This window comes from Paraprevotella xylaniphila YIT 11841 (assembly GCF_900683745.1).
GTDB lineage: Bacteria > Bacteroidota > Bacteroidia > Bacteroidales > Bacteroidaceae > Paraprevotella > Paraprevotella xylaniphila.
The window spans coordinates 3,258,850-3,280,680 of sequence record NZ_LR215980.1; the positions used below are offsets into that span (position 1 = coordinate 3,258,850).

Below are 21,831 nucleotides of genomic sequence, written 5' to 3' on the forward strand. Positions count from 1 at the left end.
AAACTCAAACGCCGACGATATAAGATTTTTCTTTTAATAGAGATTTAATGATGAACATTAAAAATAGACTTGTACCTATTAGTATTGTTGTTAGGTTGATAGCAGAAATAAGATTGTATTCAAATGTATATCCTGAATATATGATAAACCGAAAAGCTACTACGTGTATAAGATATATAGCTAAAGAATTCTTTCCAAGATATACGAAACCATTTATTATCTTATTGTTCTTTATTGGGTTATATGAATTTGATAAGATTATGAAAACTAACATAGAACAGCATATGCCATCAATGATTCTGATGATTGGAGGAAAGTCCATCATGTTATATCCATAGAAATATCTTATGCCTATAATGGTAAAAACATCCGATGCTAAAAAGATATACTTGTAAAATTTGGATTGTGCCATAAGATTTTTCCATTTACTTTGGTAAAGTATTCCCAACCCAAATATTGCAAACTGCCTTATCACTTGGCAATCTTTAAATATAGGCCATGGAAGATAGTCATAAAATATCACAGAAACTATATAAATAAGAAGAATAATTAGCTTGATAAACTTATTTTTAACTATTATGTAATATGTGAATGTTAAGACAAATATGCAAATCAAATACCAATATGATTTATATATAGTATATACTTTAAACGGTTTTACGTCCTGCCACTCTGTTGCGGTACCCCATATTAATAGTATTACTGTTGACCATATAAAAGTGGGGACAAGTAAACGTGTTGCCTTTTTCTCCAATAGGATTGAAAACGAATATTTTAGGCTTGATGAAAAAAAGTATCCGCTAATAAATATGAATAATGGCATGTGAAATGTGTATACTATGTTAAATATAGGATTATACCACACTTCCTTATTGTCAATGCCGTACAATGCTTGTATGGCATGCCCAATAACAACAAGTATTATCAGTATGCCTTTAATGAAATCAAATTTGTTGTCTCTGTTCTTCATTTTATATATTTATCTAAGAAAGAAATACTTTCCATTCTTAATGATTCCAATCTTCTGTCAATATCTATCCAATTTAAATTGTTCTCAGTTAAGAGTACGTGATAAGTTCGTTTGTCTGAATATATTTTATCCTCAATATTAAGATTATGGAATAAATCAAGCACTCTATTATTTCCACTTGACATTTTTCCTCCTAATGGTATGTAAATGAAAGGAGTATGAAAAATTAAGCAAAATACGATGCCATGAAAGGATGGAGTAATAACCATTTTAGATGTACGAATATAATCAATCCATTCTTCTATTGTAGGGTATTTGTAGTTTACATTCTTTCCGAATAATTCAGCAGAGTCTACGTAACCACTTGATGGGGTGATTACGACATTTGAAGTATCATAATTTAGTTCTTTTTGTAGCTCTTGCCACCCTATTTCTTCGGGAGAGTTGATATTCACTGAATATATATATATACGGTCTTTTTTGTTGATTTTATTTGACAGGTTGAAGTATGATATATATTCTGATGATTTTAAAAGTAGCGTCGGGTCTATTACGACTTTAGCGTTCATTCCTACATCTTCAATGATTCTTTTTCCTGTTTCTTCTCTTACCGAAATGGCTTGGAAACGTTTTAAATTTTTTCGTAGTCTGTTTTTGATTTTATCTGGATAGGTCGTGCATCCAAAACTTGCTGAATAAGATAACCTAACCGTTTCAGGTAGGCCAAAATTGAGGAAAAAAACTTCATTCTCTTTTACATATAAAAACTTTGCCCAAACTTGATCGCTTCCAACTATATAAATATCAGCTTTTGGGGGGGAGTTTTGTAGCTCTTTGAGTGAATAGTAGATGCGTGGTGTCTTTTCTAAATGCTTGTCCTTAAACTGTTCAAACATCCGCTGTTTATCCTTTTCAGATGTTGTAAAAAGGAGAGGTTTATGTGTTTTGAAATCCCAATGTTTTATTCTTCGCAATAGATTCATCACAATATCTTCAATATGCGTTTGTCGTGCTTCGGAATGTGCATATCGTATAAGAAAGGGGTGATGACCAAGCATTCTTAACTTTTGTTGCAATGCAAAGTTTTGTAACATCTGGCCATAATTGTCTTTGGTTTGCCAAAAGGTGAGTATTCCAATGTTCATATATGTAATTTATGTGCTACTTTTTTAAGTAGATTTTTATATGCAGATTTACCAATACATTTATTGATAAGTTTTATAATATTATTTTCATGTGAAGTCAGGTTCGCAAAGAAGAAAGCTCTTTGTGGATGAGGGTGGGTATGTTCATTCAATCCATTGTTGCTTAATGTATCTTCGAAAGATGTTTGGATATATTTAAAACGGTCTTTTATGCCGTGGAGTAAACTTTCTCCTTTGGTCGTGTTAATAAATACCATTGACACGCCTTTTTTATTGTCGTAGTTGCTGTTTACACGAGCTATGCCCCAATAATCAGCCAATGTCAAATCACTTTGACTTTGAAACCTTTTAAACTTGCATTCATGGCATGATGGCCTCAGATACAGGTCGTTTAAAAAACCTTGCATGTAGGCGTTTTTGCAATGCTGCTCATTGAGCAATAATTTGCCTCCTTTCTGAATAGCTAAAAAGCTAAAATTTCTCCAAGATGTATTTTTTGAACGAAAATTTATGGTAGAGATTTCTATAGTTTTCACCCTATAAAAAGGTTTTTTGCAGATTGCATTAAGATATAACTTCCACACTTTAGGACTTGGTACTCCATGGCATAAGAAATCTACGATGATTAGATTGGAATATATATTATTCCGGAGAAACCCTGTTAAACCGGCTATCTGACAAGGTGTACCGCAAAACAAAACTTCTCTACCCTGTTTTAGAAAGTCACGTACTAAAGTATAGGTATCTCCAATCTCACTCTGTACATATTTGCTAGTTAGTATTTTTTCTAAATCAGATATGTTTTCTACATAAGAATGCTTTACGTTCCATTGTTTGTCAAACATAGCCCCAAATACCACTCCGTTTTTAGCTAAAGTTTCCAAAGCTAATTCATAAAAGACTCCACCTGATGAACTTTTATCTAAAATGTGTTCATTTTTATTAGTGGCAGCTAATATTTCTTTGGGTTCACGTTTAGACTTTGGTTCTCCTAGAGGGCATACCCTTTCGCACAGTCCACATTGAATGCAATTTTCTTTGGATGTTTTTGGATATAAGAAACCTTCGGAATCCGGATTCATTTCAATACATTTCTGTGGGCAAATCTGAACGCATGCATTGCATCCGCAACATTTTGCTTTATCTGTTATTGCAAGCATATTCTTTTTAGCTTTTGATTGATTATCGTTTTTTCAGATTGGGTTAAAGCAAAAATATAGGTAGTTATCCCGACCATGATTAATGAAGAGGTGGTTGTTATAATAAGTCTGCATACATTTTCTTCCATAAGTTTTAGACATATAAAAGGAATGATTGTGGATAGAGATGTAACTATACATACCTTTATGACGACTAATTTTATATAAGATTTAATTGAGTAATTTACTAGTGTCTTTACGATGTATAGTCGAGCCATAAAAGCAACAATGGTGATACCTAAATGTACGATGAATACAGAATATGGTGGCATGCCGCATTTTAAAAGTAGGTATGATACAGGTACTATGGATAATAATAATGTGCCTATTGTCAATTGGTAAGTCTTAATTTTTCCTGTGGCATCAGCTGTACGCATAAATGGATTTGCCATTGCGTCTACCATTGAAGTTAGAATGATAATACGTATAAATGTTTCAGTGTTATCGGGTGCGGACTTAAGCCATAAAGTGAGAATTTGGTGTGTTTCTAATATAATAGGTAAAGATAGGGCATAGATGAGAATAAAAGAAAATTTAGAACTTGCAAAAACTAATTGAAACATGTAAGGCTTTTGTTCTTCTGCATATGCCTTTATGATACGGGGATTAATTGCTGTTTGGAAATTTAATACAAAAGAGTTTATGGCATTTTGTATTTGTACAGCGATAGCACGGGCTGAATTGACTGTGGGGCCAAAAAAGATATTGAGCAAAATATTAAGCCCTTGTGTAAAACCTATGGATGCGAGGCCTCCAAACATTGCCCATCCGGCAAATGAATATATTTGTTTTATTTTTTTATGTTGAAATGCCATGAAATATGGCTCTCATTGAAGTTCCGTTGACAATATTTCGTATATACTATCCTAATAAATAATTGTATTATTGCTAAAAGGATAGCATAAACGATCAGTTTATCTACAGGGCAAAGGTATATTAAATATGCGATGATTAGTTTTGCTGCTACTTCTAAAACAGAGATATAGGCAAATGCTTTCATTTTTTCGTGTACGATAATTAAAGCATTGTAAGGTACACTTATTAGGCTAAATACCAATGTGCATAGACTGAATTGGAATACGTATTTAGCTGCGGTCATACGGTTGCTTGGTATTACCAGTTTGTTTTCAAGAAACCAAATGCCCCCTATTTCAGCAAGAAGAACTATCAGTAGCGACATAACTAAGAAAATATGAACACATGCTGAAAAAGTTTCATTCAGCTCTGTTTCATCCCCTTTGCCTAAATCATAACTTAAGAAACGTTGTGTTGTAGTGGACAAGCCTGCACAAAATACATTAAACATCAGTACAAATCCACCCACAACGTTATAAATTCCATAATCTTCAACTCCTAAAGAATCAAGTATGACCCTTGATGTAAATAGACTTGTAGAAAGAGTGAAGAGCATTCTTATATACAAGAATAGGGTGTTTTTGGTAATGCTTGCACTTTTATGCTTCTGCATATAATCAAATTAAAAATTCTGTATAAAATAGGTCGTTATAATTAAAAGTATTATTTCCTATTTCAATTCATTCTCGTATATGATTTTTGTAAGTTGTCAATCCCTCCTAAAAATATCCCTTGTATAAACTTTCTCTTTCACATCATCTAAGCAGGCGTCATACCGGTTGGCAATAATAGCATGGCTCTGTGCCTTGAAAGCATCCAGGTCGTTCACCACCTTGCTGCCGAAAAACGTGCTGCCGTCTTCCAATGTCGGTTCATAGATGATGACCTCCGCACCTTTGGCCTTGATGCGCTTCATCACGCCCTGGATGCTCGACTGGCGGAAGTTGTCCGAGTTCGACTTCATCGTCAGGCGGTACACGCCGATGACACACTTCCGCTCTTCGGACGGGTTGAAGTCCCCACGGTTGTAGTAGTCGTAGTAACCGGCCGTGTGCAGCACGCGGTCGGCAATGAAATCCTTACGGGTTTTATTGCTTTCCACGATGGCTTGGATGAGGTTTTCCGGAACATCCTGATAATTGGCCAACAGTTGCTTGGTGTCCTTGGGCAGGCAGTAGCCGCCGTAACCGAACGAAGGGTTGTTGTAATGGCTTCCGATGCGTGGGTCAAGGCTTACGCCGTTGATGATGGCTTTCGTGTCCAGACCCTTCATCTCGGCATACGTGTCCAGTTCGTTGAAGTAGGAGACCCTCAAGGCCAGGTAGGTGTTGGCAAAGAGTTTCACGGCCTCGGCTTCGGTCAGGCCCATGAACAGCGTGTCGATGTCTTCCTTGATGGCTCCTTCTTGCAGGAGGGCTGCAAAATCATGTGCGGCCTCGTCCAACCGGGCATCCCCTTCGGGACGGCCCACGATGATGCGGCTAGGGTAGAGGTTGTCATACAGGGCTTTGCTCTCGCGCAGGAATTCGGGCGAGAAGATGACGTTTTCCGTACCCAACTTTTTGCGCACGCTTTCCGTATACCCCACGGGAATGGTACTTTTAATGACCATTATCGCATGGGGATTGACTTCCTTCACTAACTCGATGACTTCCTCCACATGGCTGGTGTCGAAGTAGTTCTTCACCGGGTCGTAGTTTGTCGGTGCGGCGATGACCACGAAGTCCGCACCGGCGTAGGCTTTGGCTCCGTCAAGCGTAGCTGTCAGGTTCAGTTCCTTTTCGGCCAGATACTTCTCGATGTATTCGTCCTGGATGGGCGACTTACGTCGGTTGATCAGGTCCACCTTTTCGGGGATGACATCCACGGCCGTTACTTGATGGTGTTGGCTTAGGAGTGTGGCGATACTAAGCCCTACGTAACCGGTTCCGGCTACGGCTATTTTCATATCCTTTTTCATTTGATTATAGTGTTAGCATCCATTTTTGACCTAAGGTATATGGAGATTCACTGGAAAGTGGTTTCCTCTTAAATAAGTCAAAAATTGGAGTTGGTTTTCAAATATTGTCAGTTACAATAATCCTACACAGGAGTTTTTCCAAAAACATCCTTCATCCTTCAGGATGCATGTTAACCCACTCATTACTTAGATGTTATAGTCTGAAAGATGTTTCAGGAATCTTTCAGCTGTGTTTCATTCCCTTTGGAAGAGAACGAAAAATCAATCTGCGGAGAATGAAAAATCGCTTGGCTTAGATTGAAAAATCATTTGGCGCAGGACGTTTGACGGCTTTCTGCCATGAAGGGAACTGAAAGATGAGATTTTATCGTTCAGTTCCTAATGTGTTGTATGATAGAGGCTTGCCATACGTCCTGAAAGATGAAGGATGTTTTTGCAAACTCTTAGGGTAGAGTATATTTCATCTCGTGATTACCCAATCCTTCAGGGTATGCCGTTCCATGTCGAAGTTGATGCCGACTTTCACCACGGGCAGGCCGCACAGGGCGAAGCGTTCGGGGTAGTTTCTCAGGTCAATCTGCTGCATGGCGGCCTCGGCAGATTGGTTCAGTTTCAGTTCCACGACGTAGAGCGTGGTGGCCGTGCGCATCACCATGTCCACCCGTCCCCTCGGGGTACGTACTTCCACGTCCACGTATGCGCCGAGGAGGCTGAAGATGATGTAGAGCATCTGTTGGTAATGGCCTTCGTAGTCCGTGCGGTCGCAATAAGGCACGGTGGAAAGGAACGTCTGCAACAGGCGGAGCATCCCTTCCATGTCGCCGCGCACCAAGGCACGGGCCAAATTGACCACCGTGGTATTGGTCGTCTGCGTGTCGCGTGTCACATAATCAGGTATGAGGCTGCGCATCAGGCCTATCCTTACTTCCGCATTCGGGATGTCCAACGTATAAATTTGGAACATTTCATCGTACCCCTTGATGGTGACATAGCCACTTTGGTACAACAAGGGCGTGATGCTTTCCATTCGTTCGGTCGGTGCGTCGAAATCAGCCGCCACAGCCTCGTTACCTCCTATCCGGGAGGGCAATACACCGAATTTGTTCAGCATTTCGATGAGGTATGTGGGCGTGCCGCTACCGAACCAATAGGAGTCCAACCGCCCGTCAGCGAAAGCATTCAGCAGGCTGAAAGGGTTGTAGATGTCGGGCGAGGGCCATGCGAAATGGTAACCGTCGTAATGGTCTTTTAGTTTCTTTACGACCTCTTCGCGATTCACGTTCAACCGTCCGGCTAAAATATCCAGTTCCTCGTCCATCTGGGTAGCCATCTCCTCCTCCGTGATGCCGCAGATAGCAGCGTATTCCGGTAGCATACTGATATTCTTAATATTGTTCAACTCGCTGAAAATGCTCAGTTGCGAGAACTTGGTGATGCCCGTCAGGAAGACGAAGCGCAGGTAGGGGTCGCAGGCTTTGAGCGGACTGTAGAAGTTGCGCATGACGTTACGCAGGACGGGCAGGTCCTTTTCTTCATGCACCACGTCGAGCAGGGGCGCGTCGTATTCGTCGATGAGCACCACCACCTGGCGGCCCGTCTGTTCGTATGCGCGGCGGATCAAGTTCGTGAGGCGTATGTTGGCATCCGGACTTTCCGTGAGGATACCGTATTTATACTCCATCGGTTCCAACTGTGAAGCCAAATAACGTTCCAGTTGTTCCTTTTCCATGTGTTTGCCGAGGCTCATGTCGAAGCGCAATACGGGGTATTCCGTCCATTTCGTTTCCAACTGCTCCATGGCTAAACCTTTGAACAAGTCTTTTTGCCCTTGGAAATAAGCTTCCAAGGTACTGGTCAATAGGGATTTGCCGAAACGGCGCGGGCGGCTCAAAAAGATGTATTTCGAATCGGCATGCACCAAACGGTGGATATATTCCGTTTTGTCGATATACAGGAATGCCTTATTTCTTATTTCTGAGAATGTCTGTATCCCTATCGGATATTTTCGCCTTGTGTACTGCATAGTCGAACCCTCACTTTTTGAATTTGTATAAGTGCAAAGTTACTGAAAATGAAAAGCCATGCAAATGTTTTGCCGGAAAACTTTTCTTTATGTCCTATTGGTGCAGCCACACCGTCTGCAAGTACCTGCGCCATACGGCCAAATGGGTGGTGGCATTGATTTCCTTGCAGATGTTGATGCAAGTCGTGGCCAGTCGTTCTTTTGCACCGTCGATGTCCGGAGACGTGATGGCCAACACGTTCAGGGTTTCTACCCCTATCTTGAGACGGGGGAGGGCTTTTACCGGAGAGTCCTTGTCAGTCAGTACGCGGTAGAGCGTAGGGGCGAAGTTCCGGAACGACTCGATGAGTTTTTCTTCCTGTGTCTTGCCGTCTTTTCCGTTTAGGCCCGTTCCTGTTACCAAGCGTTCATTGGCCTTGCCTGTGGTTCGGAAATATTTGTCCAAGAACATGTCCCAGTTGGTGAAAAGGATGTAACCGCCTTGGGCTGTGTCGGGCATGATGCCGATATGGCTGTAGTAAGTGGTGGTTATGGATTCCTCTTCGCCTTTGCTGGGGCGGTAGGCCCGTTCCGTAATGTCCGTCTTTCGGATGATTTCGGTGAAGTCCGTGTGGGGCAATTCCGCTTCGTCTTTTCCGTCTTCGAAATCCACGCCCGAAGTTGGGGTGAGAAACGGGCGGATGACGTGCTTGTCCCAATGGATTCTTACGTAGCCGGGATTGTCACGCTCGTAACGGGCAAGGTCCAAGAGCAGTTCTGCCTCTCGGGTGTTCATTCGGGATGTCTTTTGGCTCAGTGCCTCGTACCCTTTGCGGGCCAAGTCTTTGCGAAGTTCGGCGAGCGACGGTTTTATCACCAACGAATCGACTGTTTCGTAGAGCATCGGAAGCGTTTCCCTTTCATGACCGCAACTTTCCAACATGCCGACGAGCAAATCGACGGCTCGTGCTTTTTGTGTGCCGATGGTTTGGCGGTCGCCTTCGGTGTTATGCAAGCGAACCACATGGAAGTTCCAGATGTTGGGTATGGATACGGCAAAGTGCCCTTCCGAGTCTATGGATTTCATGTTGAACACCAACCTCCGTTCCCTGTGGAAGCGGGTCAGATAGCCTTCGCGCCCTTTCAACGGGCCGTCCAAAACCTTGACAATCTCGTTCGGCTCATTGGTTTTCGGGTTGAAGGCGTAGTCACTGTAAGGCTTTTCCAATACGATGACGTGTTCTGCGTAATTTTCATTGAAGTCCTTGAAGAAGCGCATCTGTTCTTCGGGTATCGTCAGGAAACCGGCCTTGTGCCTGTCGTCTTTTTTGCGTTCATACAAGAGGGTGCCGTCCGGGTAGTATTTGCCGATGAAGTCTGCCACGGCTTCCTGGGTGGAAAGGACGAACACGTAACCGGCAAATAACGGCTGCTGCACGTCCCTGCCTTTGCTGCCTATGTCTGCCGTGGTATGGGTGGGGCAATAGGCTTCAAGTATATTGGGGGCTTGCGGCAGATGGGCCGAAAGTAAATCGGTAAGTTTCCTTTCTTGGTGGGGAAGGGTGCGGATGACGAACCACCGGAAGTCCACCTTGTTTAATTTGTCATGATGCTGTGGCTTCATGCAATCTTTATTTTCCCCTCATGCCGGACGCATAAGAGTTATGAAATGCCTTTTTCAGGCGTAACGGTCGTATCCTGGAAGAACCTCAGCAACGAATATCCACCGTTTTTATGGGAAGAGATGAACGAAGCGTTGCACGCTTCATAAGATCCTTTGCCATATCATTCATGTTTAAAATGGTTTGTTCAACCTTTCTAAGTGGCAGTTTTCATAATGTTGTATAATATGAAACAGCCACTTTCTGCAAACAGGTTAAAATCAAAGTTATCCTATGGGGCTTTTCTTGTGGTTCGTCTAACAAATGAAGGTTTGGAAACATGTTTTTCAAAAAATCTAAGCATAAAACGGATCGGATTCAGTTCTTTTTACTAACTTTGCCGCTGAATGGCTGTTTCATATTATACAACTGCCATGGTTGCTAAGCATTCCTTGTAGGTTTGATTATTTCAAAATCTTGTCAATCATCTTTTTGTTGGCTTCCATCACGACAGTAGTGTCGATTGATGAAAGGTAGATTTGTGTGGTTTTCAGGCTGTCGTGTCCCAATCCTGTGCTGACAATCGAAAGGTCATAGCCCATGTCCCGCATAGTGGTGGCCCAAGTGTGGCGCGCCACGTATGTTGTCAGTGGGATGCGCAAGCCTGCTATCCTGCCTATTTTCTTCAAGTTCCGGTTGATGTTATGTTCTGCTTTTTCGTATTGCCGGCGTTCCGTCCCGTCGGCATGGGTGATGATGGGCAGCAGGTACGGGCTTTCGGTTGTCAAATGAGCATACGTCTCGACGATGGCTTGCATGGAAGGCTCCCAACCGATGTTCAGGCTCTGTCGCGTCTTTTTACGGTCGTATTGCAGTACGCCGTTCCGGATGTCGGATTTTCTCAGGTAGGCCAGGTCTACGAACGATATTCCTTGCAGGTAGATGCTCAGGATGAACATGTCCCTTGCAAAAATGAGCGGAGAGCCTGCAGGCAAGCGGAGAAGCCTGATGGTCCGGATGGCTTCTAACGGGATGGCCCGTTTGGACGTTTTGGCAAAACCGGTGAACACATGCCGGAAGATACCTTTGTCCGTAGTCAGGCCCATCTCGACGGCTTTGCGGTAAAGGGTACGAAGGGTACGCAGGTAACATGAGGATGAATTGCATTTAAGTCCACGGCTCTTCATCCATGCTTCATATAAGGTCATCATTTCCGCGTTCAGTTCGTCAAGGGCTATGTCTGTGCCTTGGCGGAAACGGGCGAAGCTGCTCAGTGCGTCACGGTAGGTCTTGGCTGTCCCAGGGCGGCCGACCTTTGCCTTCCGGTCGGCCATGTCGAGGATGAAACCGAACCATGTCGGGCAGGTGGGCAACTGTTTGTAAGCCGATACGATGTCTTCTGTGCCGTACTCCACCCTTTTCGTTTCCATCTCCGTGATGATGGCCGTAAGCTGATTGGTGTACCATTTTATTTTGGAAGCCGTAAGCCGCAGGAAATTTTGCCTTTCCGGTGTGCCGGCAATCCGGATGGAGGATGTGGTGTCGTTCCATTCATCCTGCCGTATGTGGAAACCGGTATGAATCATTCTTACCGTTCTGCGATGAATCACTTGGAAATACAAGGTCCCTTCTTGCTCTGGCAGGGTAGAAGGACGGAATTTCAATTTGAATGAGGCCATAATGATTTTTGTTTTAGAAAATGGATATGGATTATATTCTGGATTTTCATAAAGTCCGTAAAGGAAGCAATAAGTGCCTATTTTTTTAAGGATAATCACTTTAGAATCACTATAAAATTCGTATCTTTGCACCTTAAACGTATATAAGTAATAAGACTATGGCTGAAACGAAAAGAATCAAAACCGCATTGGTGTCGGTCTTCCACAAAGACGGGTTGGACGCTTTGTTGAAAAAGTTGCATGAAGAAGGTGTGAAGTTCCTTTCCACGGGAGGGACCCAGAAGTTTATCGAAGAGTTAGGGTATCCGTGTCAAGCCGTGGAAGAGGTGACGACTTATCCTTCCATTTTGGGCGGGCGCGTGAAAACGTTGCATCCTAAGATTTTCGGCGGTATTCTCGGGCGTCGCGGGTTGGCTGAAGACCAGGCGCAGATGCAACAATATGAAATACCCGAAATCGACTTGGTCATCGTAGACCTTTATCCGTTCGAGGATACGGTGGCGAGCGGTGCACGCGAGGCGGACATCATTGAAAAGATAGACATAGGCGGCATTTCGCTGATTCGTGCCGGAGCCAAGAACTTCAAGGATGTGGTAATCGTGCCGAGCAAGGCTGAATATGGGCCGCTGTTGGATTTGCTGAACCGGAAAGGGGCGCAGACTGACGTGGAAGACCGCCGGTGGTTTGCCACCCGTGCGTTCGGCGTGAGCAGCCATTACGATACGGCCATACATGCTTATTTCGATGGTGGCAAGTAAGACGAAGGCGTTTAAGGTAACGGATTTGGAAATATTAAAATGAAGTGAAAGGCTGATGGGATTCTTTTCTTTTACTCAGGAAATAGCAATGGACTTGGGGACGGCCAATACCATTATCACCAGTGACGGGAAGATTGTGGTGGACGAGCCTTCCGTGGTGGCGTTGGACCGGCGCACGGACAAGATGATAGCCGTGGGGGAGAAAGCCAAGTTGATGTATGAAAAGACGCATGACAACATCCGGACGGTGCGTCCCTTGCGCGAAGGGGTCATCGCTGATTTCTATGCTTGCGAACAACTGATGCGCGGACTGATAAAGATGGTGCATACGGGTAGCCGCTTGTTTTCCCCTTCCTTGCGCATGGTGATAGGCGTTCCTTCCGGTTCTACCGAGGTGGAATTGCGTGCCGTGCGCGATTCGGCTGAACATGCCGGGGGACGGGACGTGTATCTGATTTATGAGCCGATGGCGGCAGCCATCGGTATCGGAATCGACGTGGAGGCTCCTCAGGGCAACATGATAGTGGACATAGGCGGAGGTTCCACGGAAATCGCCGTCATTTCTTTGGGCGGCATCGTGTCGAATAACTCCATCCGTATTGCAGGGGACGACCTCACGGCCGATATCCAGGAGTATATGAGCCGCCAACATAATGTGAAGGTGAGTGAACGTATGGCCGAGCGTATCAAGATTCACGTGGGGGCTGCGCTGACGGAATTGGGCGAGGATGCCCCGGAGGATTATGTAGTGTATGGCCCGAACCGCATTACGGCCCTGCCGATGGAAGTCCCGGTGTGTTATCAGGAAGTGGCGCACTGCATGGAGAAGAGCATCGCCCGTATCGAGACGGCTGTCTTGAGCGCGTTGGAGAATACGCCGCCGGAATTGTATGCCGACATCGTGCATAACGGCATCTACCTGACCGGCGGAGGGGCTTTGTTGCGCGGGTTGGACAAGCGGTTGACCGACAAAATCAACATACCGTTCCACATTGCCGAAGACCCGTTGCACAGTGTGGCCAAAGGCACCGGCATCGCCCTGAAGAATGTGAACAACTTCTCTTTCCTGATGTAAGCCGTGCAGGGCTTATTGGATTTTTTGAAGAAATATAGTTATTGGCTCCTTTTCATTTTATTGGAAGGAGTCAGTTTGTTATTGCTTTTCCGTTTCAACCTTTATCAGGGTAGCGTGTGGTTCACTTCTGCCAATGCGGTATCCGGTCGCGTGTTGGAGTGGGAATCGGACTTTTTGTCCTATATCACTTTGGGTGAACGGAACAAGGAGTTGATGCAGAAAAACTTAGTGTTGGAACAGCGGGTCAGGGCATTGACGGAGTTGTTGGACCGTGCGGGGCATGATTCCACCTATACGGAACTGCGCCAAAAGGAGTTGTTGGCGGATTTCAGTATGGTGCCGGCCGAGGTGGTGGGCAACAGCGTGAACAAGCATAACAATTACCTGACCATTAACAAGGGGGAATTGGATGGCGTGAGGCCGGAGATGGGGGTCGTATGCGGCACGGGTGTCGTGGGGATCGTCTATCAGGCTTCATCGCATTATGCGATTGTCATGCCATTGTTGAATGGAAAGTCGAATATCAGTTGCCGGGTACGGGGAACGGATTATTTCGGTTACTTGCGTTGGGAAGGCGGGCATCCTTTGTATGCTTCTTTGGGCGATATACCTCGCCATGCCCGTCTGAAAGAAGGCATGACGGTAGAGACCAGCGGTTTCTCTGCGGTTTTTCCGGCGGGCTTGTTTGTCGGCAAGGTGACAAAGGTGGAAAATTCGGAAGACGGGCTTTCCTATAAGTTACAGGTGAATTTGAGTACGGACTTTGCCCGGCTTCGGGATGTGTGTGTGCTCACGACACCTAATCGGGTGGAGATAGACAGTTTGCAGCAAAAGATAGAAACAGAAAAATAAGGCAGAGGTATGATGCAGAGTTTTTTCAGCAGGTTGTTGTGGGCATTCATCTTGTTGGTTTTTCAGGGATTGGTATTCAATCATATCCATTTTTTCGGTTATGCCACTCCTGTCATATATGTGTATATCCTTTGTCTCCAGCCGTTGAACACTTCACGGTGGGCGTGGCTGTTATGGGGATTTGCTGTCGGGTTAGGATCCGATTTCTTTTCCGAGACACCGGGTTTGGGGGCTGCATCCATGACTCTGACGGCCTTGTGCGCTCCGCAACTTTTGCGGTTGTTTACTCCCAAAGACTGTCTGGAAGACATGGTGCCGGGCTACCGGACGTTGGGAGGATGGAAATACATTGGGTATGTGACGTTGCTCGTACTGCTACAGCAGGCATCCGTTATGATGCTTGAGGTATTTTCCTTCTTCAGTGCTTTGGACATGCTTTATACTTACTTGGGAAGCAGTGCGCTTTCCATTGTGCTGATATTGGCATTGGAGAGGATGCGCGGTAATAAATAGTTGGAAGTTTCGGATAAAGGGATGGCTAATTATAATAGGGAAAAGCGTAAATATGTAATTGGGGCGGTGGCTACGGGCATCGTCCTCATTTATATCGTCCGGCTTTTCACTTTGCAAATCATGAGTGACGATTATAAGAAGAATGCCGACTCCAATGCTTTCCTGAAGAAAATCCAATACCCGTCGCGGGGAGTCATCACCGATCGCAACGGGAAGTTGTTGGTATACAACCAGCCATCGTATGACATCATGGTGGTCATGAACGAGCAGCAGGGGGTGGACACGTTGGATTTGTGTGCAAGCCTCGGAATAACCAAGGAGTACTATGTCAGGCGGATGGAAGAAATCAAGGACCGCCACCGCAATCCCGGTTATTCGCGCTACACCCAGCAGCTTTTCATGAGCCAGTTGTCTTCTGAGGAGTTCTGCGTGTTCCAGGAAAAGCTGTTCCGTTTTCCCGGCTTTTATGTACAACGCCGTTCCATCCGTCAATACCAGTCCCCGTATGCCGCGTTGGTCTTGGGGGACATCGGCGAGGTGTCGCCCGCAGATGTGGAAGAAGATGAATATTACCAGAACGGTGATTTCATCGGCAAGCAAGGCGTGGAACGTGCGTATGAGAAGCAGTTGAGGGGGAAAAAGGGGATACAAATTCTTTTGCGCGATGCCCGGGGGCGTATCAAGGGGCGGTATATGGACGGCAAACTGGACACCAAGACCGTGCCCGGCAAGAACCTGACTTTGGGACTCGACTTGGAATTGCAGGCACTCGGCGAGCGTCTGATGGAAGGCAAGTTGGGCAGTATCGTGGCCATAGAACCTTCTACCGGCGAGGTGTTGTGCATGGTGTCTTCGCCTACTTACGATCCCCGTATGATGGTGGGCCGGCAGCGTGGAAAGAACCATTTGGCATTGAGCCGTAATCCGTTGAAACCCTTGCTGAACCGTTCCATCATGGGGCAGTATCCCCCCGGCTCCACGTTCAAGACCACGCAGGCGTTGACTTTCCTTCAGGAAGGCATCATCACTCCCGAGACGGCTTATCCTTGTTACCACGGTTTTATCTATCGGGGTCTGAAAGTGGGATGCCACGGACATGCGGCACCGGCCAAGTTAGTCCCGGCCATAGGGACTTCCTGCAATGCTTATTTTTGTTGGGGGCTTTATTACATGTTCGGCAACCGGACCAAATACAAGAATGTGCAGGAGGCCATGACGGTGTGGAAAGACTATATGGTGTCGATGGGGTTCGGGTATAAACTCGGCATCGACTTGCCCGGAGAGAAGCGGGGATTGATTCCGAATGCTCCCTTTTATGACAAGGCCTATCGTGGTTCATGGAACGGGTTGACCGTGATCAGTATCTCCATCGGCCAGGGCGAAGTGAACGCCACTCCTTTGCAAATCGCCAATCTCGGTGCGACAATAGCCAACCGGGGGTACTTTATCACGCCCCACGTGGTGAAACAGATACAAGACGAGCAGATAGACACGCTTTACACCCGGCGGCGGTATACGATGGTGGAAGCCCGTCATTACGAAACGGTGGCGCAGGGGATGCGGAGGGCCGTGTTGGCCGGGACTTGCCGTAAGGCTAATATTCCCGGTATAGAAGTCTGCGGCAAGACGGGTACGGCACAGAACCGTGGACACGACCATTCCGTGTTTATGGGGTTCGCCCCGATGAACGAACCTAAGATTGCCATTGCCGTGTACGTGGAAAATGGTGGTTGGGGAGCAGACTATGGTGTGCCTCTCGGGGCGCTGATGATGGAACAGTATTTGAACGGCAAGCTCTCGCCCGAAAGCGAGAAATTGGCGGAGATGTATCAACAAAGACATATCGGTTATGGTACGGCGGACAGATGAAAAGGAAAAGGGTGTGTGGCGTTCATTGGATTGGTGGACCATCCTTATATATATGGCCTTGTTGGCGTTTGGATGGATCAGCATTTGCGGAGCCAGCTACGATTTTGACATGGAGGGGAACATTTTTTCATTCGATTCCCGTTCGGGGATGCAGATTGTATGGATAGGGACATCGTTGGCATTGGGCTTTATCCTTTTGATGCTTGACGGGAAGTTGTACGACACCTTTGCATACGTCATTTATGCCCTGTTGCTTGTCTTGCTGTTTGTCACGCCTTTTTTGGCACGAGATATCAAGGGCTCCCATTCGTGGATAAAGATAGGGCCTTTCAGCCTGCAGTCTGCCGAGTTTGCCAAATGTGCCACGGCATTGGCTTTGGCCAAATTCATGTCTGCTTACGGGTATAATATTTCGCGGTGGAAAGACTTTTTGGTGACGTTGGCCATCATTGTCGTGCCTATCGTCTTGATTATCTTGCAACGGGAGACCGGTTCGGCTTTGGTCTATCTGGCCTTTTTCCTGATGCTTTACCGGGAGGGGATGCCCGGAGCCGTGCTTTTTACCGGGGTGTCGGCTGTGGCTTACTTTGTAGTGGGCGTGCGTTTCGAGCACGTCATGTTAGGGCATATCCCTACTAGCGCCGGAGAGTTTCTGGTGATGATGATGGTGATTCTTTTTACGGTCGGTATGGTGCACGTCTATTGTGACAAGGTATCGGTGGAACGGAACATCCTGTTCTATGGGGTGGGCGTGATAGCATTGGCTCTTGGTTTTTCAGGCTTTGTCATACCTTTCGACATTACCTGGATTTTGGTTACGGTATGTGTGGCCATGATACTGTATTTGTGCTATGTGGCTTTGAGCGAGCGTGTCATGCGCTATTTCTATATCGCGTTGTTTGCGTTGGGTTCCATGGCGTTTTTTTATTCGGCCGATTACGTGCTGAACAGCGTGATGGAACCTCACCAGAGGGTGCGTATCAACGTGCTTTTGGGGTTGGAGGACGATCCTTCGGGAGCCGGTTATAATGTCAACCAGGCCAAAATTGCCATCGGTTCCGGAGGATTACGGGGGAAAGGCTTCCTGAACGGGACGCAAACCAAATTGAAGTACGTGCCGGAACAGGATACCGATTTCATTTTCTGTACGGTCGGGGAAGAAGAAGGTTTTTGGGGAGCCGCCGGAGTGTTGGTGTTGTTCCTGGTGCTCATTCTCCGTTTGATTCATTTGGCCGAGCGGCAACCCTTTGCCTTTGGGCGTATCTATGGCTATTGCGTGATGAGTGTTTTCCTGTTCCATGTGTTTATCAACGTGGGAATGGTGTTGGGACTTACACCGGTTATCGGTATCCCATTGCCGTTTTTCAGTTACGGGGGATCATCCCTGTGGGGCTTCACCATCTTGTTGTTCGTGTTCCTGCGCATAGATGCCGGACGCAATCTGGCCAAGAGGAATTAAGGCTTTAGCGGCAGATGAGAACTCCCACATCGTGTATGCCCGGAAGGACTTCCCGTTGCATGAGATGTATGATGCGGACTTGTCCGGTTTGTCCACGGTATAACGCCATGGGAGGAACCGGTACGTCGTATTGGTACATATAAATGCCTTTGCCCATGCGGTGGGTGACAGGATCCATCAACTGGCATTTCACCGTATCGCGGCGTAGGGTGTCCGGGTGGGAAAACTCCCGTTCCACTGCCAACCAGATAACGGTGTACGGATATGAATCGGTTGAGCGCAATCCCAATTCGAACTGATACGTAGCCTCTGCCCGCACCGTGTCGATGTCGAATGTGAGTGTGTCCCGCCTGCTCCATCCTGACCCGGGAACGTGGCGGTATGAATGGTAGATTACATGCTCATTACAGCCCGTAAGCGACAAGAGGGCACTTATAGCTGCAATGAGCTTTGGAGCGTGGAGGATGGTCATGGTCATTCCGTCTTTTCGGCCGGTGTGCTTGGGGCGGGTTTAACGGGCTTTTCCGAACGGTTTCCCCTGTCCCTTTTGCGTTTTTCTTTGCCGGGGCGGTTTTCGCGATTGCCTCCCTGTTCCCCTTTGTATTCTTTGTTGTCCCGTCTGCGGTTACGGCGGTCTTTCCCTGCATTCTCTTCCCTGCGTTCCGTGCCCTGAGTCTCTTTGGAGGATTGTGGGCCGCGAGGATTGCCGTTGTCTCTGCGTTTGCCTTTGTTTTTCCGCCTTTTGTCGAACCGTGTCAGGCTCTCTTGTTCCACGAGGTCGGCCGTTTTGGCCGGTTCTGCTGCTTCCCCGCTTTCCAAGCGTTGGGGCTTCTCGCCCCGGCGGTTCATGTTGATGATTTCGAACACCCTTGCGGTAGTGAGGGTGACTAAGTTAGCCGCCAGATGTTTGTCGGTGGAGTAGGTGACTAATCCGGCCAGGATGTCGGCTTTGAAGAAATAATATTCCGCATCTTGGGTTTGCAATGTGATTTCCTTGCTCGGCAGGCGTTTTCCGGCCTCCACGTAAGTGTCCACCTCATAGTTCATGCAACATTTCAGTTTGGCGCATTGCCCGGCCAGTTTCTGCGGGTTCAGCGAAATGTCCTGATAGCGGGCAGCTCCGGTGGAGACGGAAACGAAGTTCTTCATCCACGTGGCACAACACAATTCCCGCCCGCACGGGCCGATACCGCCGATGCGTCCTGCTTCCTGCCGTGCACCGATTTGTTTCATCTCGATGCGTACGCGGAAAGTTTCGGCCAATACCTTGATGAGTTGCCGGAAGTCCACGCGTCCGTCCGCGATATAGTAGAAAATGGCTTTGTTCCCGTCGCCTTGGTATTCCACATCGCCGATTTTCATTTGCAGTCCCAATTCCTTGGCAATCTGGCGCGAACGTATCATGGTGTCGTGCTCACGGCTTTTGGCCTCTTCGTACTTTTCCATGTCCACCGGTTTAGCTTTGCGGTACACCCGTTTGATTTCCTGTTCCGATTTCAGGTTGGCCTTCTTGATTTGAAGGGGGACGAGCCTTCCTGTCAGGGTGACCACGCCGATGTCGTGCCCCGGAGTGGCTTCTACGGCCACGATGTCGCCTTTCTCCAGTGGCAGACGGTTGCTGTTGTGGTAATACCCCTTGCGCGTGTTCTTGAATTGTACTTCCACGAGGTCGGTAGCCTCCGCGTTACCCGGGATGTCTGCCAGGTAGTCGTACGTGTTCAGCTGTTTATTTTGTCGTCCGCAGCCTTTGGCGCAAAGTCCCCGGCACGGTCCGTTCAGTTTGAATTTTTCCTCCATTCGTTGTCGGTTTTTGAAATATATTATTGTATGAGCAGCACGATCATTTTCAGGGCAAAGTCGAAAAATACGATTTTCGGGTTGACATTTTGCTCTATGTCCCGTTGTGCGTTGCTCAGTTCATCCATGATTTTAATGACGTTGCGTTCGTTGACGAAACGTGCGAAATTCTTGGCGAAGTCTCCTTCCTGCGTTGTCATGTAGTTCAGTTCCGGATTGCGGAAGTTATAGATGAAGTTCTCGCGAATCAGTCTCTGGCAATACGTCAGGAAGTTCTTTTGCCTTTCCCGTCCCATGCCGGCAATCTGTTCGCTCCATTTCCGCATGTCCTTGATTTTGCGTTGGTAGCTTAACCGCATCAGCATGACGAACAGGTCAAAGAAGAGCAAGTTGTCCCGGCTTGCATCCAGGCTTTTCAGTGCTGCGGTGTAGCTGCCTCTGGCATTGCGTGCGAGAGCTTCCACGTCCTCCGTGGGATGGCTTTTGCGGAGGGCTTCCACCAGACTTTCGTGGTCGATGCCCTTTACCTCGATTTGTTGGGTGCGGCTCAGGATGGTGGGCAGGATTTTCTCCGGCTCGTCGCTCACCAAAAGGAAATTCGTTTGTTCGGGCGGTTCTTCGATGAGTTTGAGCAACTTGTTGGCGCATTCCGCATTCATTTTCTCCGGCATCCAGACGATTAGGATTTTGCGTCCGCCCAAGGTTGACTTGAGGGCCAGTTTCCGCTGTATCTGGGCGGCTTCGGCAGCATAGATGAGTGCCTGTTGGTTTTCAGCCTTCATGTCGCCCAACCAGTCGTTCAAGTCAAAATAAAGCCCGGCTTGCAGCCGTTTGCGCCACGTGTCTATATACACGTCGCATACGGAGCTTTCTGCCGTTTTGTATTTGATGATGGGGAAGACGAAATGGAGGTCAGGGTGTACGAAGTGCGTGAAAGCCCGGCATGACGGGCATTCCCCGCAGGCATCGTGCGCCCCCGGACGGTGGCATAGCAGGTATTGGGCGTACGACACGGCCAAAGCCAGTTTTCCGCATCCCGAAGGACCGCTCAGGAGCAGGGCATGCGGCACACGCCCGGCTTGCGCTTCCTGAAGGAGGCGTTCCTTGATATCTGTTTGTCCTACAACCCGGCTGAACATGGCTTTAGTAGATTTGGCGTGCGATTTCGCGGATACTGTCCACAGCCGAGACGGTGTAGAAATGGATGCTCGGCACGCCGTGGCCGATCAGTTCGCGGCATTGTTCCACCGTCCATTCTATCCCCACTTGTTTGGCTTCCTCGTCCGTTTTGCATTTTCTTATTTCCAAAGCCAGATCCTGGGGCAGGTCGCAATGGAACGTTTTAGGCACTACGCTGAGTTGTGACAGTTTGGCAAACGGCTTGATGCCCGGGATGATGGGGATGGTGATGCCGGCTCCGCGTGCACGGTCCACAAAGTCGAAATACTTCGCATTGTCGTAGAACAACTGGGTGACGGCGTATGCGGCACCCATGTCGGCTTTTTGCTTGAGCACGGCCAAGTCGGCTTCCGGATTGGGTGCTTCCTCATGTTTTTCCGGATAGCAAGCCACACCGTATGAAAACGGTGTGCCGGGAGACTTGATGGGCGAACCGTCGACGAAGAAACCGTCATTGAAACGGTTGATGTGCCCGATAAGTTCCGTGGCATGTGAATAACCGTCGCCTGTAGGACGGAATGCCGGGTCTTCCTTGGCCTTGTCGCCGCGCAACACCAACAAGTCGCTGATGCCCAAAAACTGCAGGTCGAGCAGCATGTACTCTGTATCCTCACGGGTATATCCGCTGCACAGGATGTGCGGCACGACGTGTATGTCATAATGCCGTTGGATGGCAGCAGCCACGGCTATGGTGCCGGGACGGCGGCGGATGCGGAGGCGTTGCATGATGCCTCCTCCTAAGTCTTTGTACACATACTCGCTGCGGTGGTTGGTAATGTTGATGTATGCCGGGTTGAATTCCCGGAGCGTATCTATGGTATGGAATAGCCGCTCTATGCCTGCTCCCTTCAGCGGGGGCAGTACTTCAAAAGAAAAAGCCGTTCCTTTATGGTTCTGAATCAAATCAATGACGTTCAT

19 protein-coding genes are annotated in these 21,831 nt (G+C 47.2%); 6 read left to right on the forward strand and 13 right to left on the reverse strand.

Annotated features, from left to right (window positions below; all coding sequences use genetic code 11):
- Positions 1-4: 4 nt before the first annotated feature.
- The 9 genes from E0E47_RS17855 to E0E47_RS13625 all read right to left on the reverse strand — a co-directional run bounded on the left by E0E47_RS17855 (position 5) and on the right by E0E47_RS13625 (position 11,411).
- The gene (locus E0E47_RS17855; RefSeq protein WP_008628414.1) at positions 5-970 is read right to left on the reverse strand and encodes an acyltransferase family protein; all 966 of its coding nucleotides are present in this window, start codon (positions 968-970) and stop codon (positions 5-7) included.
- Entirely contained in the window at positions 967-2,115 is a 1,149-nt protein-coding gene (locus E0E47_RS13585) for a polysaccharide pyruvyl transferase family protein (protein ID WP_008628415.1), read from the reverse strand. Before E0E47_RS13585 ends, E0E47_RS17855 begins: the two co-directional genes overlap by 4 nt.
- Positions 2,112-3,275, reverse strand: a complete 1,164-nt coding sequence (locus tag E0E47_RS13590) for a Coenzyme F420 hydrogenase/dehydrogenase, beta subunit C-terminal domain (RefSeq protein ID WP_008628418.1) — start codon at positions 3,273-3,275, stop codon at positions 2,112-2,114. The genes E0E47_RS13585 and E0E47_RS13590 overlap by 4 nt, the downstream gene beginning before the upstream one ends.
- Complete coding sequence (locus E0E47_RS13595) at positions 3,263-4,129, reverse strand: lipopolysaccharide biosynthesis protein (protein WP_130893982.1); 867 nt, start codon at positions 4,127-4,129, stop codon at positions 3,263-3,265. Before E0E47_RS13595 ends, E0E47_RS13590 begins: the two co-directional genes overlap by 13 nt.
- Complete coding sequence (locus E0E47_RS13600) at positions 4,105-4,782, reverse strand: lipopolysaccharide biosynthesis protein (RefSeq protein ID WP_130893983.1); 678 nt, start codon at positions 4,780-4,782, stop codon at positions 4,105-4,107. The genes E0E47_RS13595 and E0E47_RS13600 overlap by 25 nt, the downstream gene beginning before the upstream one ends.
- 96 nt (positions 4,783-4,878) lie before the next feature.
- Complete coding sequence (locus E0E47_RS13605; protein ID WP_130893984.1) at positions 4,879-6,129, reverse strand: nucleotide sugar dehydrogenase; 1,251 nt, start codon at positions 6,127-6,129, stop codon at positions 4,879-4,881.
- A gap of 460 nt (positions 6,130-6,589) precedes the next feature.
- Complete coding sequence (locus E0E47_RS13615; RefSeq protein WP_130893985.1) at positions 6,590-8,152, reverse strand: ATP-binding protein; 1,563 nt, start codon at positions 8,150-8,152, stop codon at positions 6,590-6,592.
- 94 nt (positions 8,153-8,246) lie between these two features.
- Positions 8,247-9,755, reverse strand: coding sequence for a transcription termination/antitermination NusG family protein (locus E0E47_RS13620; protein ID WP_130893986.1), 1,509 nt, complete (start codon positions 9,753-9,755; stop codon positions 8,247-8,249).
- A gap of 441 nt (positions 9,756-10,196) precedes the next feature.
- The gene (locus E0E47_RS13625) at positions 10,197-11,411 is read right to left on the reverse strand and encodes a site-specific integrase (protein ID WP_130893987.1); all 1,215 of its coding nucleotides are present in this window, start codon (positions 11,409-11,411) and stop codon (positions 10,197-10,199) included.
- Between the two features lie 158 nt (positions 11,412-11,569).
- Between E0E47_RS13625 and E0E47_RS13630 the strand changes: the two genes are divergently transcribed.
- Genes E0E47_RS13630 through rodA form a run of 6 tightly spaced genes read left to right on the forward strand, consistent with a single transcriptional unit; the run spans position 11,570 to position 17,937 of the window.
- Complete coding sequence (locus tag E0E47_RS13630; RefSeq protein ID WP_130893988.1) at positions 11,570-12,169, forward strand: IMP cyclohydrolase; 600 nt, start codon at positions 11,570-11,572, stop codon at positions 12,167-12,169.
- 55 nt (positions 12,170-12,224) lie between these two features.
- Positions 12,225-13,244, forward strand: a complete 1,020-nt coding sequence (locus E0E47_RS13635) for a rod shape-determining protein (protein ID WP_008629620.1) — start codon at positions 12,225-12,227, stop codon at positions 13,242-13,244.
- 3 nt (positions 13,245-13,247) lie between these two features.
- A complete protein-coding gene (gene mreC, locus E0E47_RS13640; RefSeq protein WP_130893989.1) occupies positions 13,248-14,096 on the forward strand; it encodes a rod shape-determining protein MreC in 849 nt (282 codons plus the stop codon).
- A 9-nt stretch (positions 14,097-14,105) separates the two neighbouring features.
- Positions 14,106-14,609: a rod shape-determining protein MreD gene (mreD, locus tag E0E47_RS13645; protein WP_130893990.1), complete on the forward strand. Its 504-nt coding sequence runs from the start codon at positions 14,106-14,108 to the stop codon at positions 14,607-14,609.
- A 21-nt stretch (positions 14,610-14,630) separates the two neighbouring features.
- A complete protein-coding gene (mrdA, locus tag E0E47_RS13650) occupies positions 14,631-16,478 on the forward strand; it encodes a penicillin-binding protein 2 (protein WP_008629625.1) in 1,848 nt (615 codons plus the stop codon).
- Positions 16,459-17,937 carry a rod shape-determining protein RodA gene (gene rodA, locus E0E47_RS13655; protein WP_008629627.1) on the forward strand — a complete coding sequence of 493 codons (1,479 nt, stop codon included), beginning with the start codon at positions 16,459-16,461 and terminating at the stop codon, positions 17,935-17,937. Before mrdA ends, rodA begins: the two co-directional genes overlap by 20 nt.
- A gap of 4 nt (positions 17,938-17,941) precedes the next feature.
- On the opposite strand, the gene E0E47_RS13660 is transcribed toward rodA, so the two are convergent.
- Genes E0E47_RS13660 through metF form a run of 4 tightly spaced genes read right to left on the reverse strand, consistent with a single transcriptional unit; the run spans position 17,942 to position 21,831 of the window.
- Entirely contained in the window at positions 17,942-18,409 is a 468-nt protein-coding gene (locus tag E0E47_RS13660) for a gliding motility lipoprotein GldH (RefSeq protein ID WP_130894392.1), read from the reverse strand.
- A gap of 2 nt (positions 18,410-18,411) precedes the next feature.
- The gene (locus E0E47_RS13665; RefSeq protein WP_008629631.1) at positions 18,412-19,734 is read right to left on the reverse strand and encodes a PSP1 domain-containing protein; all 1,323 of its coding nucleotides are present in this window, start codon (positions 19,732-19,734) and stop codon (positions 18,412-18,414) included.
- Positions 19,735-19,757: 23 nt separating this feature from the next.
- Complete coding sequence (locus tag E0E47_RS13670; RefSeq protein WP_130893991.1) at positions 19,758-20,873, reverse strand: DNA polymerase III subunit; 1,116 nt, start codon at positions 20,871-20,873, stop codon at positions 19,758-19,760.
- A 4-nt stretch (positions 20,874-20,877) separates the two neighbouring features.
- Positions 20,878-21,831 carry a methylenetetrahydrofolate reductase [NAD(P)H] gene (metF, locus tag E0E47_RS13675; RefSeq protein ID WP_008629640.1) on the reverse strand — a complete coding sequence of 318 codons (954 nt, stop codon included), beginning with the start codon at positions 21,829-21,831 and terminating at the stop codon, positions 20,878-20,880.

Bases quoted from the DNA above. Each gene is read 5' to 3' on its own strand.
- E0E47_RS17855 (WP_008628414.1), bottom strand. From the start codon at position 970: ATGAAGAACAGAGACAACAAATTTGATTTCATTAAAGGCATACTGATA.
- E0E47_RS13585 (WP_008628415.1), bottom strand. From the start codon at position 2,115: ATGAACATTGGAATACTCACCTTTTGGCAAACCAAAGACAATTATGGC.
- E0E47_RS13590 (WP_008628418.1), bottom strand. From the start codon at position 3,275: ATGCTTGCAATAACAGATAAAGCAAAATGTTGCGGATGCAATGCATGC.
- E0E47_RS13595 (WP_130893982.1), bottom strand. From the start codon at position 4,129: ATGGCATTTCAACATAAAAAAATAAAACAAATATATTCATTTGCCGGA.
- E0E47_RS13600 (WP_130893983.1), bottom strand. From the start codon at position 4,782: ATGCAGAAGCATAAAAGTGCAAGCATTACCAAAAACACCCTATTCTTG.
- E0E47_RS13605 (WP_130893984.1), bottom strand. From the start codon at position 6,129: ATGAAAAAGGATATGAAAATAGCCGTAGCCGGAACCGGTTACGTAGGG.
- E0E47_RS13615 (WP_130893985.1), bottom strand. From the start codon at position 8,152: ATGCAGTACACAAGGCGAAAATATCCGATAGGGATACAGACATTCTCA.
- E0E47_RS13620 (WP_130893986.1), bottom strand. From the start codon at position 9,755: ATGAAGCCACAGCATCATGACAAATTAAACAAGGTGGACTTCCGGTGG.
- E0E47_RS13625 (WP_130893987.1), bottom strand. From the start codon at position 11,411: ATGGCCTCATTCAAATTGAAATTCCGTCCTTCTACCCTGCCAGAGCAA.
- E0E47_RS13630 (WP_130893988.1), top strand. From the start codon at position 11,570: ATGGCTGAAACGAAAAGAATCAAAACCGCATTGGTGTCGGTCTTCCAC.
- E0E47_RS13635 (WP_008629620.1), top strand. From the start codon at position 12,225: ATGGGATTCTTTTCTTTTACTCAGGAAATAGCAATGGACTTGGGGACG.
- mreD (WP_130893990.1), top strand. From the start codon at position 14,106: ATGATGCAGAGTTTTTTCAGCAGGTTGTTGTGGGCATTCATCTTGTTG.
- mrdA (WP_008629625.1), top strand. From the start codon at position 14,631: ATGGCTAATTATAATAGGGAAAAGCGTAAATATGTAATTGGGGCGGTG.
- rodA (WP_008629627.1), top strand. From the start codon at position 16,459: ATGGTACGGCGGACAGATGAAAAGGAAAAGGGTGTGTGGCGTTCATTG.
- E0E47_RS13660 (WP_130894392.1), bottom strand. From the start codon at position 18,409: ATGACCATCCTCCACGCTCCAAAGCTCATTGCAGCTATAAGTGCCCTC.
- E0E47_RS13665 (WP_008629631.1), bottom strand. From the start codon at position 19,734: ATGGAGGAAAAATTCAAACTGAACGGACCGTGCCGGGGACTTTGCGCC.
- E0E47_RS13670 (WP_130893991.1), bottom strand. From the start codon at position 20,873: ATGTTCAGCCGGGTTGTAGGACAAACAGATATCAAGGAACGCCTCCTT.
- metF (WP_008629640.1), bottom strand. From the start codon at position 21,831: ATGAACGTCATTGATTTGATTCAGAACCATAAAGGAACGGCTTTTTCT.